The sequence below is a fragment of the Azospirillum sp. B506 genome, from assembly GCF_000333595.1.
In the GTDB taxonomy this organism is placed as follows: domain Bacteria; phylum Pseudomonadota; class Alphaproteobacteria; order Azospirillales; family Azospirillaceae; genus Azospirillum.
Genome location: NZ_BADK01000285.1, coordinates 14,411 through 29,023 on the forward strand (window position 1 = coordinate 14,411; position 14,613 = coordinate 29,023).

Below are 14,613 nucleotides of genomic sequence, written 5' to 3' on the forward strand. Positions count from 1 at the left end.
AGGCTCAGGCAGTCGCGGTGAAACGTCCGACCACCACGGTGATGTTGTCCTGCCCGCCGGCGGCATTCGCCGCATCGACCAAGGCGTTGGCGGCAAGGGCCGGCTCCGCCTCATGGCGCAGGATGCGGGCGATGACGCCATCCGGCAGCATGCCATTCAACCCGTCGGAACAGATCATCACGACATCGTCCGGCAACAGCGGCTGTACGCCGACCTCCGGCTCCACATCCTCCGCGGTGCCGAGCGCCCTGACGATGATGTTCCGATGCGGCGCGATTCCCCGCCCGCCATTGTCCAACCACATCTGGTAGAGGCTATGGTCCCGCGTCAGGCAGCGCAGTTCCCCATCGCGCAGCCGGTAGACCCGGCTGTCGCCGGCATGGAAGACGACCATCCGGGCGGTGCCGGGAATCCGCCATACACCGGCCACGGTGGTGCCCATGCCACGCCCCGATGCGACTCCGCGGGCAAGATTCATCTCATGGATGGCGCGGTTGGCCTGCTGCACCGCCGCCCGCGCAAGCGACAGGGCTTGGCGCATCGCCGGTTCCATCGCCATCGGGTCGGTCTGGGTGTGCTCGCCATCGTCGCGCTTCACCGCCGTGATCGGATCGGATGGCGCATAGCCCTGCAGGATGCCGGAAATCACCTCGACCGCCTTGCGGCTGGCGATATCGCCTCCGGCATGGCCACCCATGCCGTCGGCGACGACGGCGAATCCACCATCGATGCTGATCTGGAAATCATCCTCGTTGCGGGCGCGGGCGCGTCCCACGTCGGTCAGACCGGCGATCGTCAGGGCAAATGCGGCGTTCGGCATTCAGGCGGCGGCTCCCCTCTGGCATCCGGACCGGCTCCATCTGGACCGGGGACCCCGGCGAAGGACCGGCGCAAAACCGGTAGCACGGAAAAGGAGCGGCGGCCGTTTTCCCGATAATGGCGCATGCCCCGCGAAAGATACAGCAGGGATTCCGGAGGGAGACTCCAGGGCGGCGGTTGAAACCTCCGGGCGTGGCCGTTGGGCGGATGATGGCGGCCATCGACCGTGATACAATATCGCGACTGCAGTCGGACGAAGGATCGGTCGCCATGGTCGGCAGCATCGGCATCGCGCTCAGCGGGTTGACCGCCCAGATGCGGCGGCTTGACGCCTCGGCGTCCAACGTCGCGAATGTCCGCTCCACCGGAGCGGTCCCCACCAGCGATGGTTCCACTGGCGGCAAGCCTGCTGCCTACCAGCCGCTTGCGGTCGCGCAGACCGATGCCAATCCGGGCACACGGGCCAGCTTCACACCGATCACGCCGGCCTATCTGCAGGAATATGCGCCGGATGACAGTGCTGCGAACGCGGCCGGGATGGTCGCGGCACCCAATGTCGATCTGGCGACGGAGCGCGTCAACCAGATTGCCGCCAGCCGGGCCTATGGCGCCAATGTCGCAGTCGTCCGCACCCAGGACGAGATGCTGACGTCACTGCTCGATTCGAAAGCCTGAGAGAGACGCCGCAAAGCCGGCGGGGCTGTGCGTCAGGCGTCCGCCGACAGCAATTCAAACGGTGATGTTCAGGTTCTGCCCGCGCGTCGGGGTCACGTTGCCACCACCGGCTCCACCGCTGGAGCCGCCAGCCGACTGCATCAGGGTGTCGACCGTCGCCTGCTGCTGCTCGGCATTCCGGTTCAGCGCCTTCACGCCGAAATCCATCTGTCCCTGCGCCTGCTTCAAGGCCATCGCCGCCCCGGCGGTCGATGAGGTGACGTCCATACCCATCCTTGCGATCCCCGATAAACGGCATCCCGTCGGCAGGGAGCCTTCAGATCACCACGTTCACCCGCCCGGCGGATGTGCCGGCAGAGGCCGCGGCGACCGGGGACGAGTGTGCCACAGACGGCGAGGCTGCGGAAGCGTTGGGCGTCGCCGCCGCGGAACGGCCAGCGCCGGCATCGGACGCGGCCCGGACCGCCGCAGCGGAGCCGGTCCCTGATGACAAACCATTCCCCGCGCGACCATAAGCCGCAGAATGCCCGCCGCCCTGTCCACTTCCGTCGACCGTCAGCGTCAGCATCGATGCGCGTTCCGCGTCCTTTTCCTTCTGCTGGGCTTCCTTGTACTGCTTCAATGCCGCTTCGGTCGGGATCTGCGACACCGTCTTCCCGTTGGCCGGATCACGGTACAGCATCACCAGCCGCGAAGCGTCGGTGTCGTAGCTGAAGGCGATCGTCGGAAAGCGGTTCACCAGTGGGTCGGTCCCACCGGTCGTATCGGGTTCGGGATGCTGGGGAGGAACCGGCTGGGAGGCGGCCCCGGTGTCGGCAAAAACGGGAATCCGGGTGCCGGCCCCTGATTCAACGGCATCGCTGCCGCGGGGCGTCATGAAGGCGAACGGCCGGGCGACCGTCGATGTGGCAGCTGCCACGTTCATGACCGGATAATCCAGAACGGTGATAATCGAACATTAAATTACCTTAACCTTGGCATAACGTAAAGGCTTTCTTTACACTTGATTGAGTTTGCGAATCTGACGCGGATGGGGAAACAAGATGTCCGATGCGGGGTATTGATGTCGAAAAATCAAGGCTCTTCTCCGCGCGTGCTTGCGGCGACGGCACCGGCCGTCCTAAAGCGTTGAAGCATGGCCACAATCCTCGAAGCCTTGACGCAAGCGCTCGACCTGCATCTCGCCGGCCGCTTCGGCGAGGCCCAGGAGCTTTACACCCGCATCCTCGATGTCGAGCCGGAGCAACCGGACGCGCTGCATTACCTCGGCGTTCTGGCCGGGCAGATCGGCCATGGCGAATTCGGATTGACGCTGATCGGCAAGGCCCTGGCCCTGCGACAGGATGCCGCCGACATCCAGGCCAACCGCGCCAATCTGCTGCGCGGGCTGGATCGGTGGGATGAGGCGGAGGCCGGCTACCGCCGCGCGCTTGCCCTTCGGCCGGATTTCGCCGAAGCCTGGACAGACCGCGCCTTCGCCCGCCATGGCCGAAGCGATGCCGCCGCCACCGACGCGGCGGCGGCCATGCTGGAGCGGGCGTTGCGGATCGAACCGGCGCTGGACCCCGCCCGCGAGAAGCTGGTCGATCTGCTGCACGCGCGCGGGCGGCTCCGATTGGAAACCGGGCAGGTGACACCGGCGTTGAGCGACCTGATCAGGGTGGCGGCGCTCGACCCGCAAGATGCCGACATCGCGTTCCTGCTGGGCAATGCGCTGTTCGCCGCCGGGCTGCGTGCCGATTCGGTGATCGCCTTCCGCAATGCGCTGGCTCTGGTGCCGGATTTCCTGTCGGCGGCACTCAACCTTGGCATCGCCCTGGCCGCGACCAACCATGCCGCGGCGGCGCTGGTCCCGTTGCGCCACGCTGTCCGCATCGATCCGACCCATCCCGCACCGCGCGATACGCTGGCTTTGGCACTGCGCTCGCTCGGGCGGGGCGAGGAGGCCGATGCGCTGCTCCAGCCGCCGTCCGTCCCACGGCAGTCAAGACCGCAGGCCAAGCCAGCCTCCAAACCGGTGCCGTCGCGCCGGCCGCGCCGGCCCGCCTAAACGGCCGGCCGTTCGGCCAGCACCACCAGCCCCATGACCGGTTCGCCGCTTTCAAAACGCAGCCTGTCATGGTCGCAGCGGAGCAAGGTCAGCCCGGCATCGGCCACCGCGGCACCGACATAGGCTTCGGCATGGGCGTAGCGGCCATGGGTGGCGACACGGTGGGGCCGGCCGTCGGCCGGGTCCAGCTCCTCCACGGTGAAGGCCAGCCGGCCTCCGGGGCGCAGGGCGGCTCGGGCGGCGGCCAGAGCCTCGTCGAGCACTCCGAAGTAACAGAAGACGTCGGCAGCCATGACCAGATCGAAACGGGCTGGCCGGGCCATCAGAAAGCCGACCAGTTCCGCCGCGTGCAGTTCGTCATACAAGCCACGGTGGCGGGCATGCTCCAGCATGCCGTCCGACAGGTCGACGCCGATGAGCCGGCGGGCATAGGGGCGGAGCGCGGCGGCGCACAGCCCGGTGCCGCAGCCGGCGTCGAGCACGTCGAGGTCGCCGGCCTGCGCCCGGTCCGCCAGCATCCCGGCGAGCAGGGCCGGGGCGCGGTAATCCAGCTCCGCCAGCTTGCGGTCGAACTCCTCGGCGAACAGGTCGAAGGTCTGGCGCACGTAATCGTCGGGCGCGCGTGCGTCGGCCTCCTCGCCGGCGATGGCGGCGCCGATGTGGCGGGCAAGCGGATTGGCGGGGTGATCGCGCCGCCACAGCCGGGCCAATGCCACCGCCTCGTCTTCTCCGCCCTGCTCGTGCAGCAGATAGAGCACGGCGCCGAGATTGTCGTGGGCATCGGCCCAGTCGGGCCGCAGCGCCAGTGCCCGCCGGTAATCCATCGCCGCACCGCCGAAGCGGCCGAGGTCGCGCAGCAGATTGCCGCGGTTGTTCCAGGCCTCCGCATGGTCGGGCCGCAGCGCCAGCGCCTGCCGGAAGGCACCCTCCGCCTCATCCCGCCGTTCGGCCAGCCGCAGGACGGAGCCGAGATTGTAGTGGGCCATCCCTTCATGCAGGCCGTGGGTGACGGCCGCGCGGTAGGCGTCGACGGCTGCCTCCAGCCGGCCCAGGGCGCGCAGCGCATTGCCATGATTGTTGTGGGTTCCGGCCAATGTCGGGTCGGTTGCCAGAGCGCGGGCATAGAGCGGCTCCGCCCCCGCCGCGTCGCCGGTGGCTGCCAACGCGTCCGCCTGCCGGCTGAGCGCCACCGCCGGCGGCAGCGTGCTCCCCGCCAGCCCGCTTGCCAGCCCCCGGCGCAACCCGCCCCGCAAGGACGAGCGTGACCCTGCCATCGCCTGTTCTCCCCTCACCCGCCGGTCGGTTTCCCACCGATATCGATGGCATCTTTACCGTGATCCACCGATGATGGCACTCCCTTTGAGAGTGCGGGCAGTCAGGGACGGAGCCGGAACGTGGCGAAGCACACCAACTTGCTGGCGCAGGCCGTGGCACACCATCAGGCCGGCCGCGCCGCGGAGGCCGAACGCGGTTATCGCGCCGTGCTGGCGGCCGATCCGCGCAATGCGGATGCGCTGCATCTGCTGGGGGTGCTGGCCCTGCAATCGGGCCGCCCGGACGAGGCGGTGACCCTGATCGGCATGGCCCTGGCGCAAGCGAAGGGGGTTGCGGACTATTGGGACAATCTTGGCAGCGCTTTGTCCGCCGCCGGCCGTCCGGGCGAGGCGGTGCAGGCCCACCGCAACGCCGCCGTCCTGGATCCGCAGGGGCCGCAGCGGCGACACAATCTGGGCAATGCGCTCGCCGCCCTCGACTGCCAGGACGAGGCGGAGCGGGCCTTCGCCGCCGCGCTGGCGCTGAAGCCGGACTACGCCAAGGCCTGGTACAATCTGGGCAACGGCCGTGCTGCGCGCCGTCGCCATGCCGACGCCGTGACGGCGCTGGACCGGGCGGTGCGTCTGGCGCCCGGCATGGTGGAGGCGCACAACAATCTGGGCGATGCGCTGGCGATGGCCGGCCGGTTGGACGAGGCCATCGCGCAGCACCGGCTGGTGACCCGGCACCGTCCCGACGACGCCACCGCCTTTTACAATCTCGGCTCCGTCCTGCAGCAGAAGGGCGCGTTGGAAAGCGCGGAGATCGCCTACCGTCAGGCGCTGAAGCGCAACCCGCGCCACAGCGCGTCGCTGAACAACCTGGGCAGCGTGCTGAAACGGCTGGGCCGTCCCGACCAGGCGGAACAGTGCCACCGGCAGGCACTGGAGCTGCATCCGGAGTTCGTGGAGGCGCGCTACAATCTCGGCAACGCCCTGCAGGCGCAGGGACGCTACGTGGAGGCTGCCGCCTGCTTTGAGGAGGCGCTGGCGCAGCAGCCCGACCTTGCCACCGCAACCTACAACCTGTCGCTCCTGGCGCTCCTGCACGGCGACCTGCCGCGCGGCTGGGCGGGGTACGAGCGCCGCTTCGCCGCCGGCGAGGTCATGCCGAACCGCCGCTTCGCCGTGCCGCGCTGGGGCGGACAACTGCTGCGCGGCAAGCGGCTGCTGGTGTGGCGCGAGCAGGGGGTTGGCGACGAGATCCTGTTCGCCTCCTGCTATCCGGACGTCATCGACTGGGCCGGCGGGCCGGTCACCATCGAATGCGACCCCCGGCTGGTGCCGCTGTTCCGCCGCTCCTTCCCCAAGGCGGTGGTACGGGCCGAAAGCTGCACCGGTGACGCTTTCGGCGAGATCCCGCGGGAAACCATCGAGCCGCCGGACTGCGACCTCCAGGTTCCGGCCGGCGATCTGCCGGGGCTCCTGCGCGGCAGCCTGTCTGCCTTCGAGCCGCAAGGTTCCTGGCTGGTGCCGGACGCTGCTCTGGTGGAGCGCTGGGCCGAACGGCTGGCGGCGCTGGGACCGGGCCTGCGGGTCGGCATCGGCTGGCGCAGCCAATTGATGACAACCGAACGCAAGGCCGCCTATGTGATGCTGGAGCATTGGGGGCCGCTGTTCGCCGTCCCCGGCCTTCAGTTCGTCAACCTGCAATATGGCGACTGCGAGGCCGAGCTGCGGGCGGCGGAGGAGCGCTTCGGCGTCACCATCCATCGCTGGGCCGACCTGAACCTGAAGGATGATTTCGACGGCGCCGCGGCGCTGACGGCGAACCTGGATCTGGTGATCTCGCCGGCGATGTCGGCGGGGGAGCTGGCCGGTGCGCTGGGCGTTCCAGTCTGGCGGTTCGGCACCCGCGACTGGACGCAGCTCGGCACCGGGACCCGCCCCTGGTTCCCGACGATGCGCCTGCTCCAGCCCAGGCCGGACGAGGGGCTGGAAACGACCATCGGGGCAATCGCCCACGCCCTGCGCAGCCTGCTGCCCGAACCGCTCACCCCGGTACCGCCCGCCCCGGATTCGCTTTCGGTCCCGGAAGAGAAGGGGCCGGGGAACCCCGGGGAGCGCGCCGACTTCGATGCTCTGTTGAACCATGCCGCCGACCTTCACCGGTATGGTCGGCTGGAGGAAGCGGAGGTCGCCTATCGCGCAGCCATCACCGCCGATCCCCGGCGGGAGGCCCCCGGCCATGCCGATGCGCTGCATCTGCTGGGACTGTTGATGCACCAGGTCGGACGGAGCGACGAGGCGCTACGCCTGATCCGTGACGCGCTGCGGACCGATCCGCTCTTTCCCCAGGCGTGGAACCATCTTGGGCTGGTGTATCAGGCGGACAAACGCCACGCAGAATCGGCCCGCGCCTTCGCCTTCGCCTTGTCCCTGAACCCCGCTTATCCGGAAGCGCTGACGCATCTTGGCCTCGCCCGCCAAACCGGCGGACCGCCGGGCGGCGGGCGGCTGGACGAGGCCATGCGGCTGCATCGCCACGCCATCGCCATCCGGCCGGACCATGCCCCGGCCCATGCCAATCTCGGCCATGCCCGCGAATTGTCTGGGCAGACGGCCAAGGCCACCGGCCACTATCGCCGGGCACTGGCCTTGCAACCGGATTCGGCCGAGGCCAGCAACAACCTGGCCACCATGGCGACCCTGGTCGGACGCCGGGAAGTGGCCAAGCGGCATCTGCGCCGCGCCCTGCGGATCGACCCTGGCTTTGCGCTGGCGGCGTGGAACCTTGGCCTGATGGACCTTGCCGATGGACGCATTGCGGAGGGCTGGGCCGGCTACTCCCGGCGCTTCTCGGCCAGACAACTGCAGCGCGCGCGCCGGATCGACCGGCCGGAATGGGCAGGCGACGATCTCGCGGGGCGCCGGCTGTTGGTCTGGTCGGAACAGGGGGTCGGAGACGAGATCCTGTTCGCGTCCTGCTTCGATGCCCTGACTGGGGTTGGGGGACCGGTCATCGTCGAATGCGATCGGAGGCTGGTCAGCCTGTTCGCCCGATCCTTTCCGTGGGTGACGGTGCGGGCGGAGACGGCCGACGCGAGCGGGCGTGAATCCATCGATCCGCCGGATTGCGACCTGCAAATCCCGGCCGGAAGCCTGCCGGCCCTGGTCCGCGATGGACTGGCCCGATTTCCGGCCCGTCCGGCCTATCTGCGACCCGACGCCGGCCGGGTCGCCCAGTGGCGCGACCGCCTTGCCTTCCTGCCCGGCCTGAAGGTTGGACTGGCTTGGCGCAGCCAGATCGTCACCGCCCAGCGCGCAGCCTCCTATACCGGCCTTGCCGATTGGCGGGCATTGCTCGATCTGGCTGGCGTCAGCGTGGTCATGCTGCAATATGGCGACTGCACCGCCGAACTGGCGCAGGTGGAAACCGCCACGCGCCGGTTGCACCGCTGGGACGACCTGAACCTGAAGGACGATTTCGAAGGGGTGGCCGCCCTGATCGCCAATCTGGATCTGGTGATCTCGCCGGCCACGGCGGTGGGCGAACTGGCAGGCGCGGTCGGCGTGCCGGTCTGGCGGCTCGGCTCCCGCGACTGGACGCAAATGGGGGCGCGTGTGCGCCCCTGGTATCCGTCGATGCGCCTGATCCAGCCGTCGGAAGGCCATGGGCTTTCCGATGCCGCCGGTCAGGCGGTGCGCGCACTGGCCGCATTGGCACCGGGCGGATGAGTTTGGGCCGAACCCTGTTGGCCGAGGCGTTCGACCATCACCAGACCGGGGGCTTCGAGGAGGCCGACCGTTTGTACCGTCGCATCCTGGCAGATGAACCGGCGCAGGCGCTGGCCCTGCACCGCTATGCTCTGCTGGTCGCCCAGCTCGGCCGGTTGGAGGAGGCGGACGGACTGCTGCGCCGGGCGCTGGCCCTGGAGCCGGATACTGTCGAAGCGGTGGCCAACCACGCCAGGATCCTGCGTGCGCTCCGGCGGCCGGACGATGCCGCCCGCCGATTCCGCCATGCCCTGACCCTGGCGCCTGCCCTCCTGACGGCGCAGGAGGGGCTTGGCCATGCCCAGCGCGAGGGTGGAAACACCGTGGCGGCGGCTGGATCCTATGGTCGGGCGGCTCTGCTCGGCGCGGGCGCGGCGATCCTGCACCAATGGGGTGTGGCGTTGGAGAGCAGCGGCAATGAGGCGGCCGCGGCAGAGGCCCTGCGCCGGTCCATCCGCCTCGACCCCACCGTCCCCTCGGTCGCTGTCCGGCTCGCCGCTATTCTCCAGCGGATGGGGAGCGATGGCGCCGCAGGCTGGTATCGCCATGCACTGGTGCTTCAACCTGGCCGCAGCGACGTGCGGCAAGCTCTCGTCGGGACCGTGATTATCCCCGGCGATGGTCCACCGCGGGCATAACCCCTTGAACCAAAGGGGCTGACCACCTCCGGACGGTATTGCGCGAAGTGATTTCAAGACCCCACCCCTGCGTCCCTCTGTCATCCCTCTGTGCGGTTGAGGCATTTTTTGCATGGTTTGACCGCGTAGAACGCAAGATTAGGGTTGTTCGGCGCTTCGGATGGGTGAACACTGATGTCACCGGCCCGTCACATTGCGGCGGGACGCGGATTGATCCCATGGAGAGCGACTCATGCACACTGAAGCTCGCCTTTCGTCTCTGCAAGACAAGCATATGCGCCTGGACCGGGCGATCCTCGACGAGGAAAAGCGCTCCTGGCCGGATGAGAGCGCGGTCAAGCGCCTCAAACTCGAAAAGCTGCACGTCAAGGAAGAGATCGACCGCCTGACGCGCACCGGCCCGATGAATTAACCCCCCCAATCGCAGCAACGACCTATTGACATCGCCCTATCATAGGGTTTGAAAGGCCGGGTTGAGGCGGATCGCCTTGGCCCGGCTTTTTCATTGCGTGCCTTCCGAGGCAGGCCTATGGCGGGGGGCCGCTTTCAGCCTGTGCCGTTGCGGAACCGTTCGATCTCCGCCGCCACCCTCGGCAGCAGATCGGCCACCCGCTGGCCTGGGCCGGTCAGGAACAGCCGCATCGACGGAAACCAGGGACGCACGCGGGTGCCGAGCGCCGTCCAATCGCCGGCCCGTCCAAGCCGCCACACCGGCACCCCCAGCGCCGCCGCCAGCTCACCGGTGGAGATCGCCGGCGCGACCACCAGATCGAGAGCCGCCATCAGTGCGGCCGTGCCATCGAGATCGTTGCGGAGGTCGAGATCGGCAAAGACTTGCGGCGCCCGGCCGAAAGCGTCGCGTGCCGCCGCCAACTCCGCTGCGCAGTCGCCATATTGCAGGTTGATGGGAATCAGGCCGGGTAGGGTCAGCATCGGCCGCCAATCCTCGATCCGCGTGTAATCCGGCATCCGGTCGGGATCGAGCTGGCTGCTGCGCCACGCGATGCCGACCCGCAGCCCCTCGCCCAGTCCGGCCAGACGCCGCCGCCAGACCTCCACCGCCGCCGGATCTGCCCGCAGTACCGGCTCCACCGTGGCGAAGGCCGACAGCGAAGCGCCGAGACGGCGCGGCAGCGAACCGATCGGGACATGACGGTCGATGTCAGGCGACGGTTCGTCCGCCAAAGACGGTGCCGGCCGCACCGTCGCTTGCGGAAAGGAGCGGGCGAACAGCGGCACGAAGCGCGGGTCGCTTTCCAGCACGACATGGCCGCCCGCGTGGCTGACCGCGGCGATCAGTTCCGGCAGCCGCTGGGCGAACATCAGCTCGTCGCCGATCCCCTGTTCCCGCCAGACCAGCAGACGTCGCCCCGCCAGGCTTCCACCGTCCCAGAGAGGGACGCCAGGGCGCCTGGATGCCGCCTGCATGTCGCGTGTGTCGAAGCGGCGCTCATAGCCGTCCCAGCCCTGCCCCAACCGACCGGTCGCCAGGGCCAGAACCCCACCATTGAAGGCCGCCGCGGCATGGCCGGGCTCCACCGTCAGCGCACGTCCGCACCACAGGCCGGCCGCCGGCTCGTCCCCCAGCTCGCGCAGCAACCGGCCGCGGTTCGCCATGCCGTCGGCCATAGCCGGGGCAAGCATCAGCGCGCAGCGCCCCGCCCGCTCCGCCGCCTCCAGCCGGCCGAGACGGCGCAGCGCGACGGACAGGTTCAGCCATGCCGCCTCCAACGCCGGCGCCCGTCTGAGGGCCTGTATATGCGCCCGCTCCGCCTCGTTCCAGCGACCGAGCCGGGCGAACGCAACACCCAGATTGTCCTGCGCTTCCGCCAGATCCGGATCGGTTGTGATGGCCAGCCGGTGGAGCCGGAGTGCCGCCTCGCCCTGCCCCAGCGCGTCGAGCGCGTTGCCGAGATTGGTCAATGCCGCCGCGCTGTCGGGCTGGAGCACCAGTGCCGCCCGGAAGCTGGACGCCGCCGGAGTCGCCCGGTCGAGCGCCAGACGGACATTGCCCAGGCTGATATGCGCCGTCGCATAATCCGGTGCCTCGGCGACTGCCGCGGCGATGCGCGGTTCTCCACGCGCCGACGCGCCGGACTGATGGGCGAGCAGGCCGGACAGATGGAGAGCCACCGGATCCCGTGGACGGGCTGCCAGGACGCGCTCATACAGCGGACCTGCCACATCCAGCGCACCGGCGCGATGGGCCTCAACCGCCTCTTCCAGAAGCCGGTCGGGGTCCGCCGTTTCGCCCTCGGCATTTCCGGCATCGCCAGCGCCGGTGTCACCCGGCACCGCCTGTGACGGTGCCCTGCCCCGCGGGAACGCTGCGGCGCGGAGTGCCGCCGCCATCCGGGGCAACACGGACTCCAGCCCCTCGCCCGGGTTGGGCTGGAACAGGCGCATCGTCGGGAACCAGGGGCGGGTCCCGGTGCCGAGCTGCGTCCAGTCGCGCCCGCCGAACCGCCAGACCGGAACGCCCAGCGCTCCCGCCAACTCGCCCGCCGACATCGCCGGCGAGATCACCAGATCCAGGTTCGCCGTCAGCGCCGCGGCGCCGTCGAAATCATCCTTCAGGTTCAGGTCGGCCCAGCGATGGATGGTGACGCCGAAGCGTTCCTCCGCCGCCCGCAGCTCGGCCTCGCAGTCGCCATATTGCAGGTTGACGAACTGGAGGCCGGGGACGGCGAACAGCGGCCCCCAATGCTCCAGCATCACATAGGCGGCCCTGCGGTCGGCCGTCATCAATTGGCTGCGCCAGCCGATGCCGACCCGCAGGCCCGGTCGCAACGCCGCCAGCCGTTCGCTCCAGCGCTCCACCAGCGCCGGGTCCGGCACCAGCCAGGAGGGCCGGTCGGGGAAGCGCTTCAGGTCGGCGCGCAGCAGGCGCGGCAGGCTGCCGGCGGCGATCTGAAGATCGGCGTCGCGCGGGTCTGCGCTTTCCGGCCGGACATCGGCGTTGGGGAAGGAGCGCGCGAACAGTGGAACCAGCCGGCGGTCGCATTCGATCACCAGTCGCCCGGCGCGACGCATGGCCTCGTCATAGCAGGAGGCGAACATGAGTTCGTCGCCCACCCCCTGTTCCCGCCACACCAGCAGGCGGCGTCCGGCAATGTTCTCGCCACGCCAGGCCCGCATCGGCAAGCGGCGCCGCTGGTCGCGGAACTGCGGCGTGGCGAAGCGCCATTCATGGTCGGCCCAGCCGGCACGCAGCGCTCCCGTCTCCAGCAGCAGGAGCGATCGGTTGTGGCGGGCCTGCGCATGTTTCGGTTCGACCTCCAGCGCCGCCTCGAACGCAGCCAGCGCCTCCTCCTGCCGCCCCTGCCGGGTCAGCAGATAGGCAAAGTTGCTGTGCGCCTCCGCCATCGAGGGAGCAAGGTCGATGGCGGTCCGGTGGCAGGCCTCCGCCTCCCCGGCGAGACCCATCGCTTCCAGGGCGTTGCCCCGGTTGGTCCAGGCCACGGCGAGGCCGGGGTCGCAGCGGGTCGCACGCTCCAGCAGCAGCGCGGCCTCGGCATAGCGGTGCTGCTTGTGGAGAGCGCCCCCGAGATTGCTGAGAGTGTCGGCAGCCCCCGGCGTCAGGATGACGGCGATGCGATGGGCCGCCACCGCCTCCTCGGCACTCTTTGCCAGCTCGGCACGGTGGCCGTGGACGGAGGCCAGATCGGGGCGCAGGCGCAGCGCATGGGCGACGGCAGACCGGGCAGCCCCATCCTGGCCGATGCGGCGCAGCAGCGCCGTCCGGTTGATCCAATGCCCGGCGCCTTCCGGCTGCACCGCGACGCAGGCGCGCGAGGCACGATCAGCCGCCTCGAACCGTCCCAAGCCCTGCACTACCTCGCACAGCGCGGCAAGGGCGGAGGCATTGTGCGGATCGGCGGCGGTGGCACGGACCAGCAGGGACTCCGCTTCCTCCAGTGCGCCTTCCCGCTTCGCCAGCACGCCGCCCAGATGCAGGGCGACCGGATGGGCGGGCATGTTGTCGAGCAGCGGCCGCACCAGCGCGGTGGCTGCCGCCACGTCGCCGGCACGGTAAAGCGCGACGGCCTCGGCCATTTGCCGGTTGGCATCGCTTTCTGCCTTCGTCCCTGCGACTGTCGGGTCATCCGTGGGGATCGGCGTCGGCGGGGATGCCGGAGGGATGGAGCCGTGAAGCAGGGGGGGCATGCGGATTGCCATGCTCCGCAGTGCCGCCGCCATGCAAGGCAACACGGACTCCAGCCCCTCGCCCGGCCTGGGCTGGAACAGGCGCATCGTCGGGAACCAGGGGCGGGTCCCGGTGCCGAGCTGCGTCCAGTCGCGGGTGCCGAACCGCCAGACCGGAACACCCAGCGCACCGGCCAGCTCGCCCGCCGACATCGCCGGCGAGATCACCAGATCCAGGTTCGCCGTCAGCGCCGCGGCACCGTCGAAATCGTCCTTCAGGTTCAGGTCGGCCCAACGGTGGATGATGACGCCGAAGCGCTCCTCCGCCGCCCGCAGCTCGGCCTCGCAGTCGCCATATTGCAGGTTGACGAACTGAAGGCCGGGGACGGCGAACAGCGGCCCCCAATGCTCCAGCATCACATAGGCGGCCTTGCGCTCGGTCGTCATCATCTGGCTGCGCCAGCCGATGCCGACCCGCAGGCCCGGTCCCAACGCCGCCAGCCGTTCGGCCCAGCGCTCCACCAGAGCAGCGTCCGGCACCAGCCAGGGAGCTTGAAGCTCGAAGGCGGACAGGCTGCCGCGCAGATATCCTGGCAGATCGCCGGCCGCAACATGGCAATCGACGTTCGGCGGTCGAATGGTCTCATGGCCTGCGGCGTCGACCGACTCCGCCCTGACCGTCGCCCGGGGAAAGGAGCGCGCGAACAACGCCACCAGCCGGCGGTCGCATTCGATCACCACATGTCCGGCACGGGCGATCAGCGTCGGATAGCAGGAGGCGAACATGATCTCATCGCCCACCCCCTGCTCCCGCCACACCAGCAGGCGGCGGCCGGAAACCTCCTCCCCCTGCCAAAGCGGGGCGTCGATCCGGCGGTTCACATAGCCCTTGGCCCAGAACCGACGGCGGTAGCCGTCCCAGCCGCCGGCCAGATCGCCACGGCTCAGCCGCAGCATGCCGCGATTGAGATGCGCCGTGCTGAGCGCCGGATTGATCTCCAAGGCGCGGGACATCCAGGGTTCGGCCGCTGCATCGTCCTGGCGATACTGCCAGATCATCATGCCGAGGTTTCCTGCCGCCTCGGCATTGCGGTCGTCGATTGCAAGCGCGCGCCGATGGGCGGCCTCCGCCTCATCCACGCGGCCCAGCAGTTGGAGGGCGAGGCCGTAACGGGTCAAGGCGGCGGGCATTCGGCATCGACCGCCAGAGCACGCCGATACATCCGTACGGCTTCGGCAAGATCGTCACGCTCGA

Annotated in this window: 10 protein-coding genes; 5 read left to right on the forward strand and 5 right to left on the reverse strand. The window is 69.4% G+C overall.

All coding sequences use genetic code 11. From position 1 onward, the window contains the following. Positions 1 to 4 precede the first annotated feature (4 nt). Entirely contained in the window at positions 5 to 820 is an 816-nt protein-coding gene (locus I71_RS08960; RefSeq protein WP_042694016.1) for a PP2C family serine/threonine-protein phosphatase, read from the reverse strand. A 269-nt stretch (positions 821 to 1,089) separates the two neighbouring features. On the opposite strand from I71_RS08960, the gene I71_RS08965 reads away from it, so the two are divergent. After that, a complete protein-coding gene (locus tag I71_RS08965; protein WP_042694018.1) occupies positions 1,090 to 1,494 on the forward strand; it encodes a flagellar basal body rod protein FlgC in 405 nt (134 codons plus the stop codon). Between the two features lie 54 nt (positions 1,495 to 1,548). On the opposite strand, the gene I71_RS38205 is transcribed toward I71_RS08965, so the two are convergent. Together I71_RS38205 and I71_RS08975 are read right to left on the reverse strand one after the other, a co-directional pair. Further along, complete coding sequence (locus I71_RS38205; RefSeq protein WP_042694020.1) at positions 1,549 to 1,761, reverse strand: hypothetical protein; 213 nt, start codon at positions 1,759 to 1,761, stop codon at positions 1,549 to 1,551. 49 nt (positions 1,762 to 1,810) lie between these two features. Further along, positions 1,811 to 2,371, reverse strand: a complete 561-nt coding sequence (locus tag I71_RS08975; protein WP_159107364.1) for a hypothetical protein — start codon at positions 2,369 to 2,371, stop codon at positions 1,811 to 1,813. 258 nt (positions 2,372 to 2,629) lie between these two features. Between I71_RS08975 and I71_RS08980 the strand changes: the two genes are divergently transcribed. Beyond that, the gene (locus tag I71_RS08980) at positions 2,630 to 3,544 is read left to right on the forward strand and encodes a tetratricopeptide repeat protein (RefSeq protein WP_042694024.1); all 915 of its coding nucleotides are present in this window, start codon (positions 2,630 to 2,632) and stop codon (positions 3,542 to 3,544) included. On the opposite strand, the gene I71_RS08985 is transcribed toward I71_RS08980, so the two are convergent. Beyond that, on the reverse strand, positions 3,541 to 4,818 hold the full coding sequence (locus I71_RS08985) for a tetratricopeptide repeat protein (RefSeq protein WP_042694027.1): 1,278 nt from the start codon (positions 4,816 to 4,818) through the stop codon (positions 3,541 to 3,543). The two genes, I71_RS08980 and I71_RS08985, sit on opposite strands and share 4 nt — an antisense overlap. A 120-nt stretch (positions 4,819 to 4,938) precedes the next feature. Here I71_RS08985 and I71_RS08990 point away from each other — a divergent pair, with 120 nt between their 5' ends. The 3 genes from I71_RS08990 (at position 4,939) to I71_RS09000 (ending at position 9,624) form a co-directional block, all read left to right on the forward strand. Continuing rightward, on the forward strand, positions 4,939 to 8,535 hold the full coding sequence (locus I71_RS08990; RefSeq protein ID WP_042694028.1) for a tetratricopeptide repeat protein: 3,597 nt from the start codon (positions 4,939 to 4,941) through the stop codon (positions 8,533 to 8,535). Further along, entirely contained in the window at positions 8,532 to 9,212 is a 681-nt protein-coding gene (locus tag I71_RS08995; protein WP_042694030.1) for a tetratricopeptide repeat protein, read from the forward strand. The genes I71_RS08990 and I71_RS08995 overlap by 4 nt, the downstream gene beginning before the upstream one ends. A gap of 232 nt (positions 9,213 to 9,444) precedes the next feature. After that, positions 9,445 to 9,624: a YdcH family protein gene (locus I71_RS09000; protein ID WP_042694032.1), complete on the forward strand. Its 180-nt coding sequence runs from the start codon at positions 9,445 to 9,447 to the stop codon at positions 9,622 to 9,624. 134 nt (positions 9,625 to 9,758) lie between these two features. On the opposite strand, the gene I71_RS09005 is transcribed toward I71_RS09000, so the two are convergent. Then, on the reverse strand, positions 9,759 to 14,549 hold the full coding sequence (locus tag I71_RS09005; protein ID WP_049976006.1) for a tetratricopeptide repeat protein: 4,791 nt from the start codon (positions 14,547 to 14,549) through the stop codon (positions 9,759 to 9,761). Positions 14,550 to 14,613 lie beyond the last annotated feature (64 nt).

Coding starts and splice junctions, on each gene's coding strand:
- I71_RS08980 (WP_042694024.1), top strand. CDS start 2,630: ATGGCCACAATCCTCGAAGCCTTGACGCAAGCGCTCGACCTGCATCTC.
- I71_RS08995 (WP_042694030.1), top strand. CDS start 8,532: ATGAGTTTGGGCCGAACCCTGTTGGCCGAGGCGTTCGACCATCACCAG.
- I71_RS09005 (WP_049976006.1), bottom strand. CDS start 14,549: ATGCCCGCCGCCTTGACCCGTTACGGCCTCGCCCTCCAACTGCTGGGC.
- I71_RS08965 (WP_042694018.1), top strand. CDS start 1,090: ATGGTCGGCAGCATCGGCATCGCGCTCAGCGGGTTGACCGCCCAGATG.
- I71_RS08985 (WP_042694027.1), bottom strand. CDS start 4,818: ATGGCAGGGTCACGCTCGTCCTTGCGGGGCGGGTTGCGCCGGGGGCTG.
- I71_RS09000 (WP_042694032.1), top strand. CDS start 9,445: ATGCACACTGAAGCTCGCCTTTCGTCTCTGCAAGACAAGCATATGCGC.
- I71_RS08975 (WP_159107364.1), bottom strand. CDS start 2,371: ATGACGCCCCGCGGCAGCGATGCCGTTGAATCAGGGGCCGGCACCCGG.
- I71_RS08960 (WP_042694016.1), bottom strand. CDS start 820: ATGCCGAACGCCGCATTTGCCCTGACGATCGCCGGTCTGACCGACGTG.
- I71_RS38205 (WP_042694020.1), bottom strand. CDS start 1,761: ATGGACGTCACCTCATCGACCGCCGGGGCGGCGATGGCCTTGAAGCAG.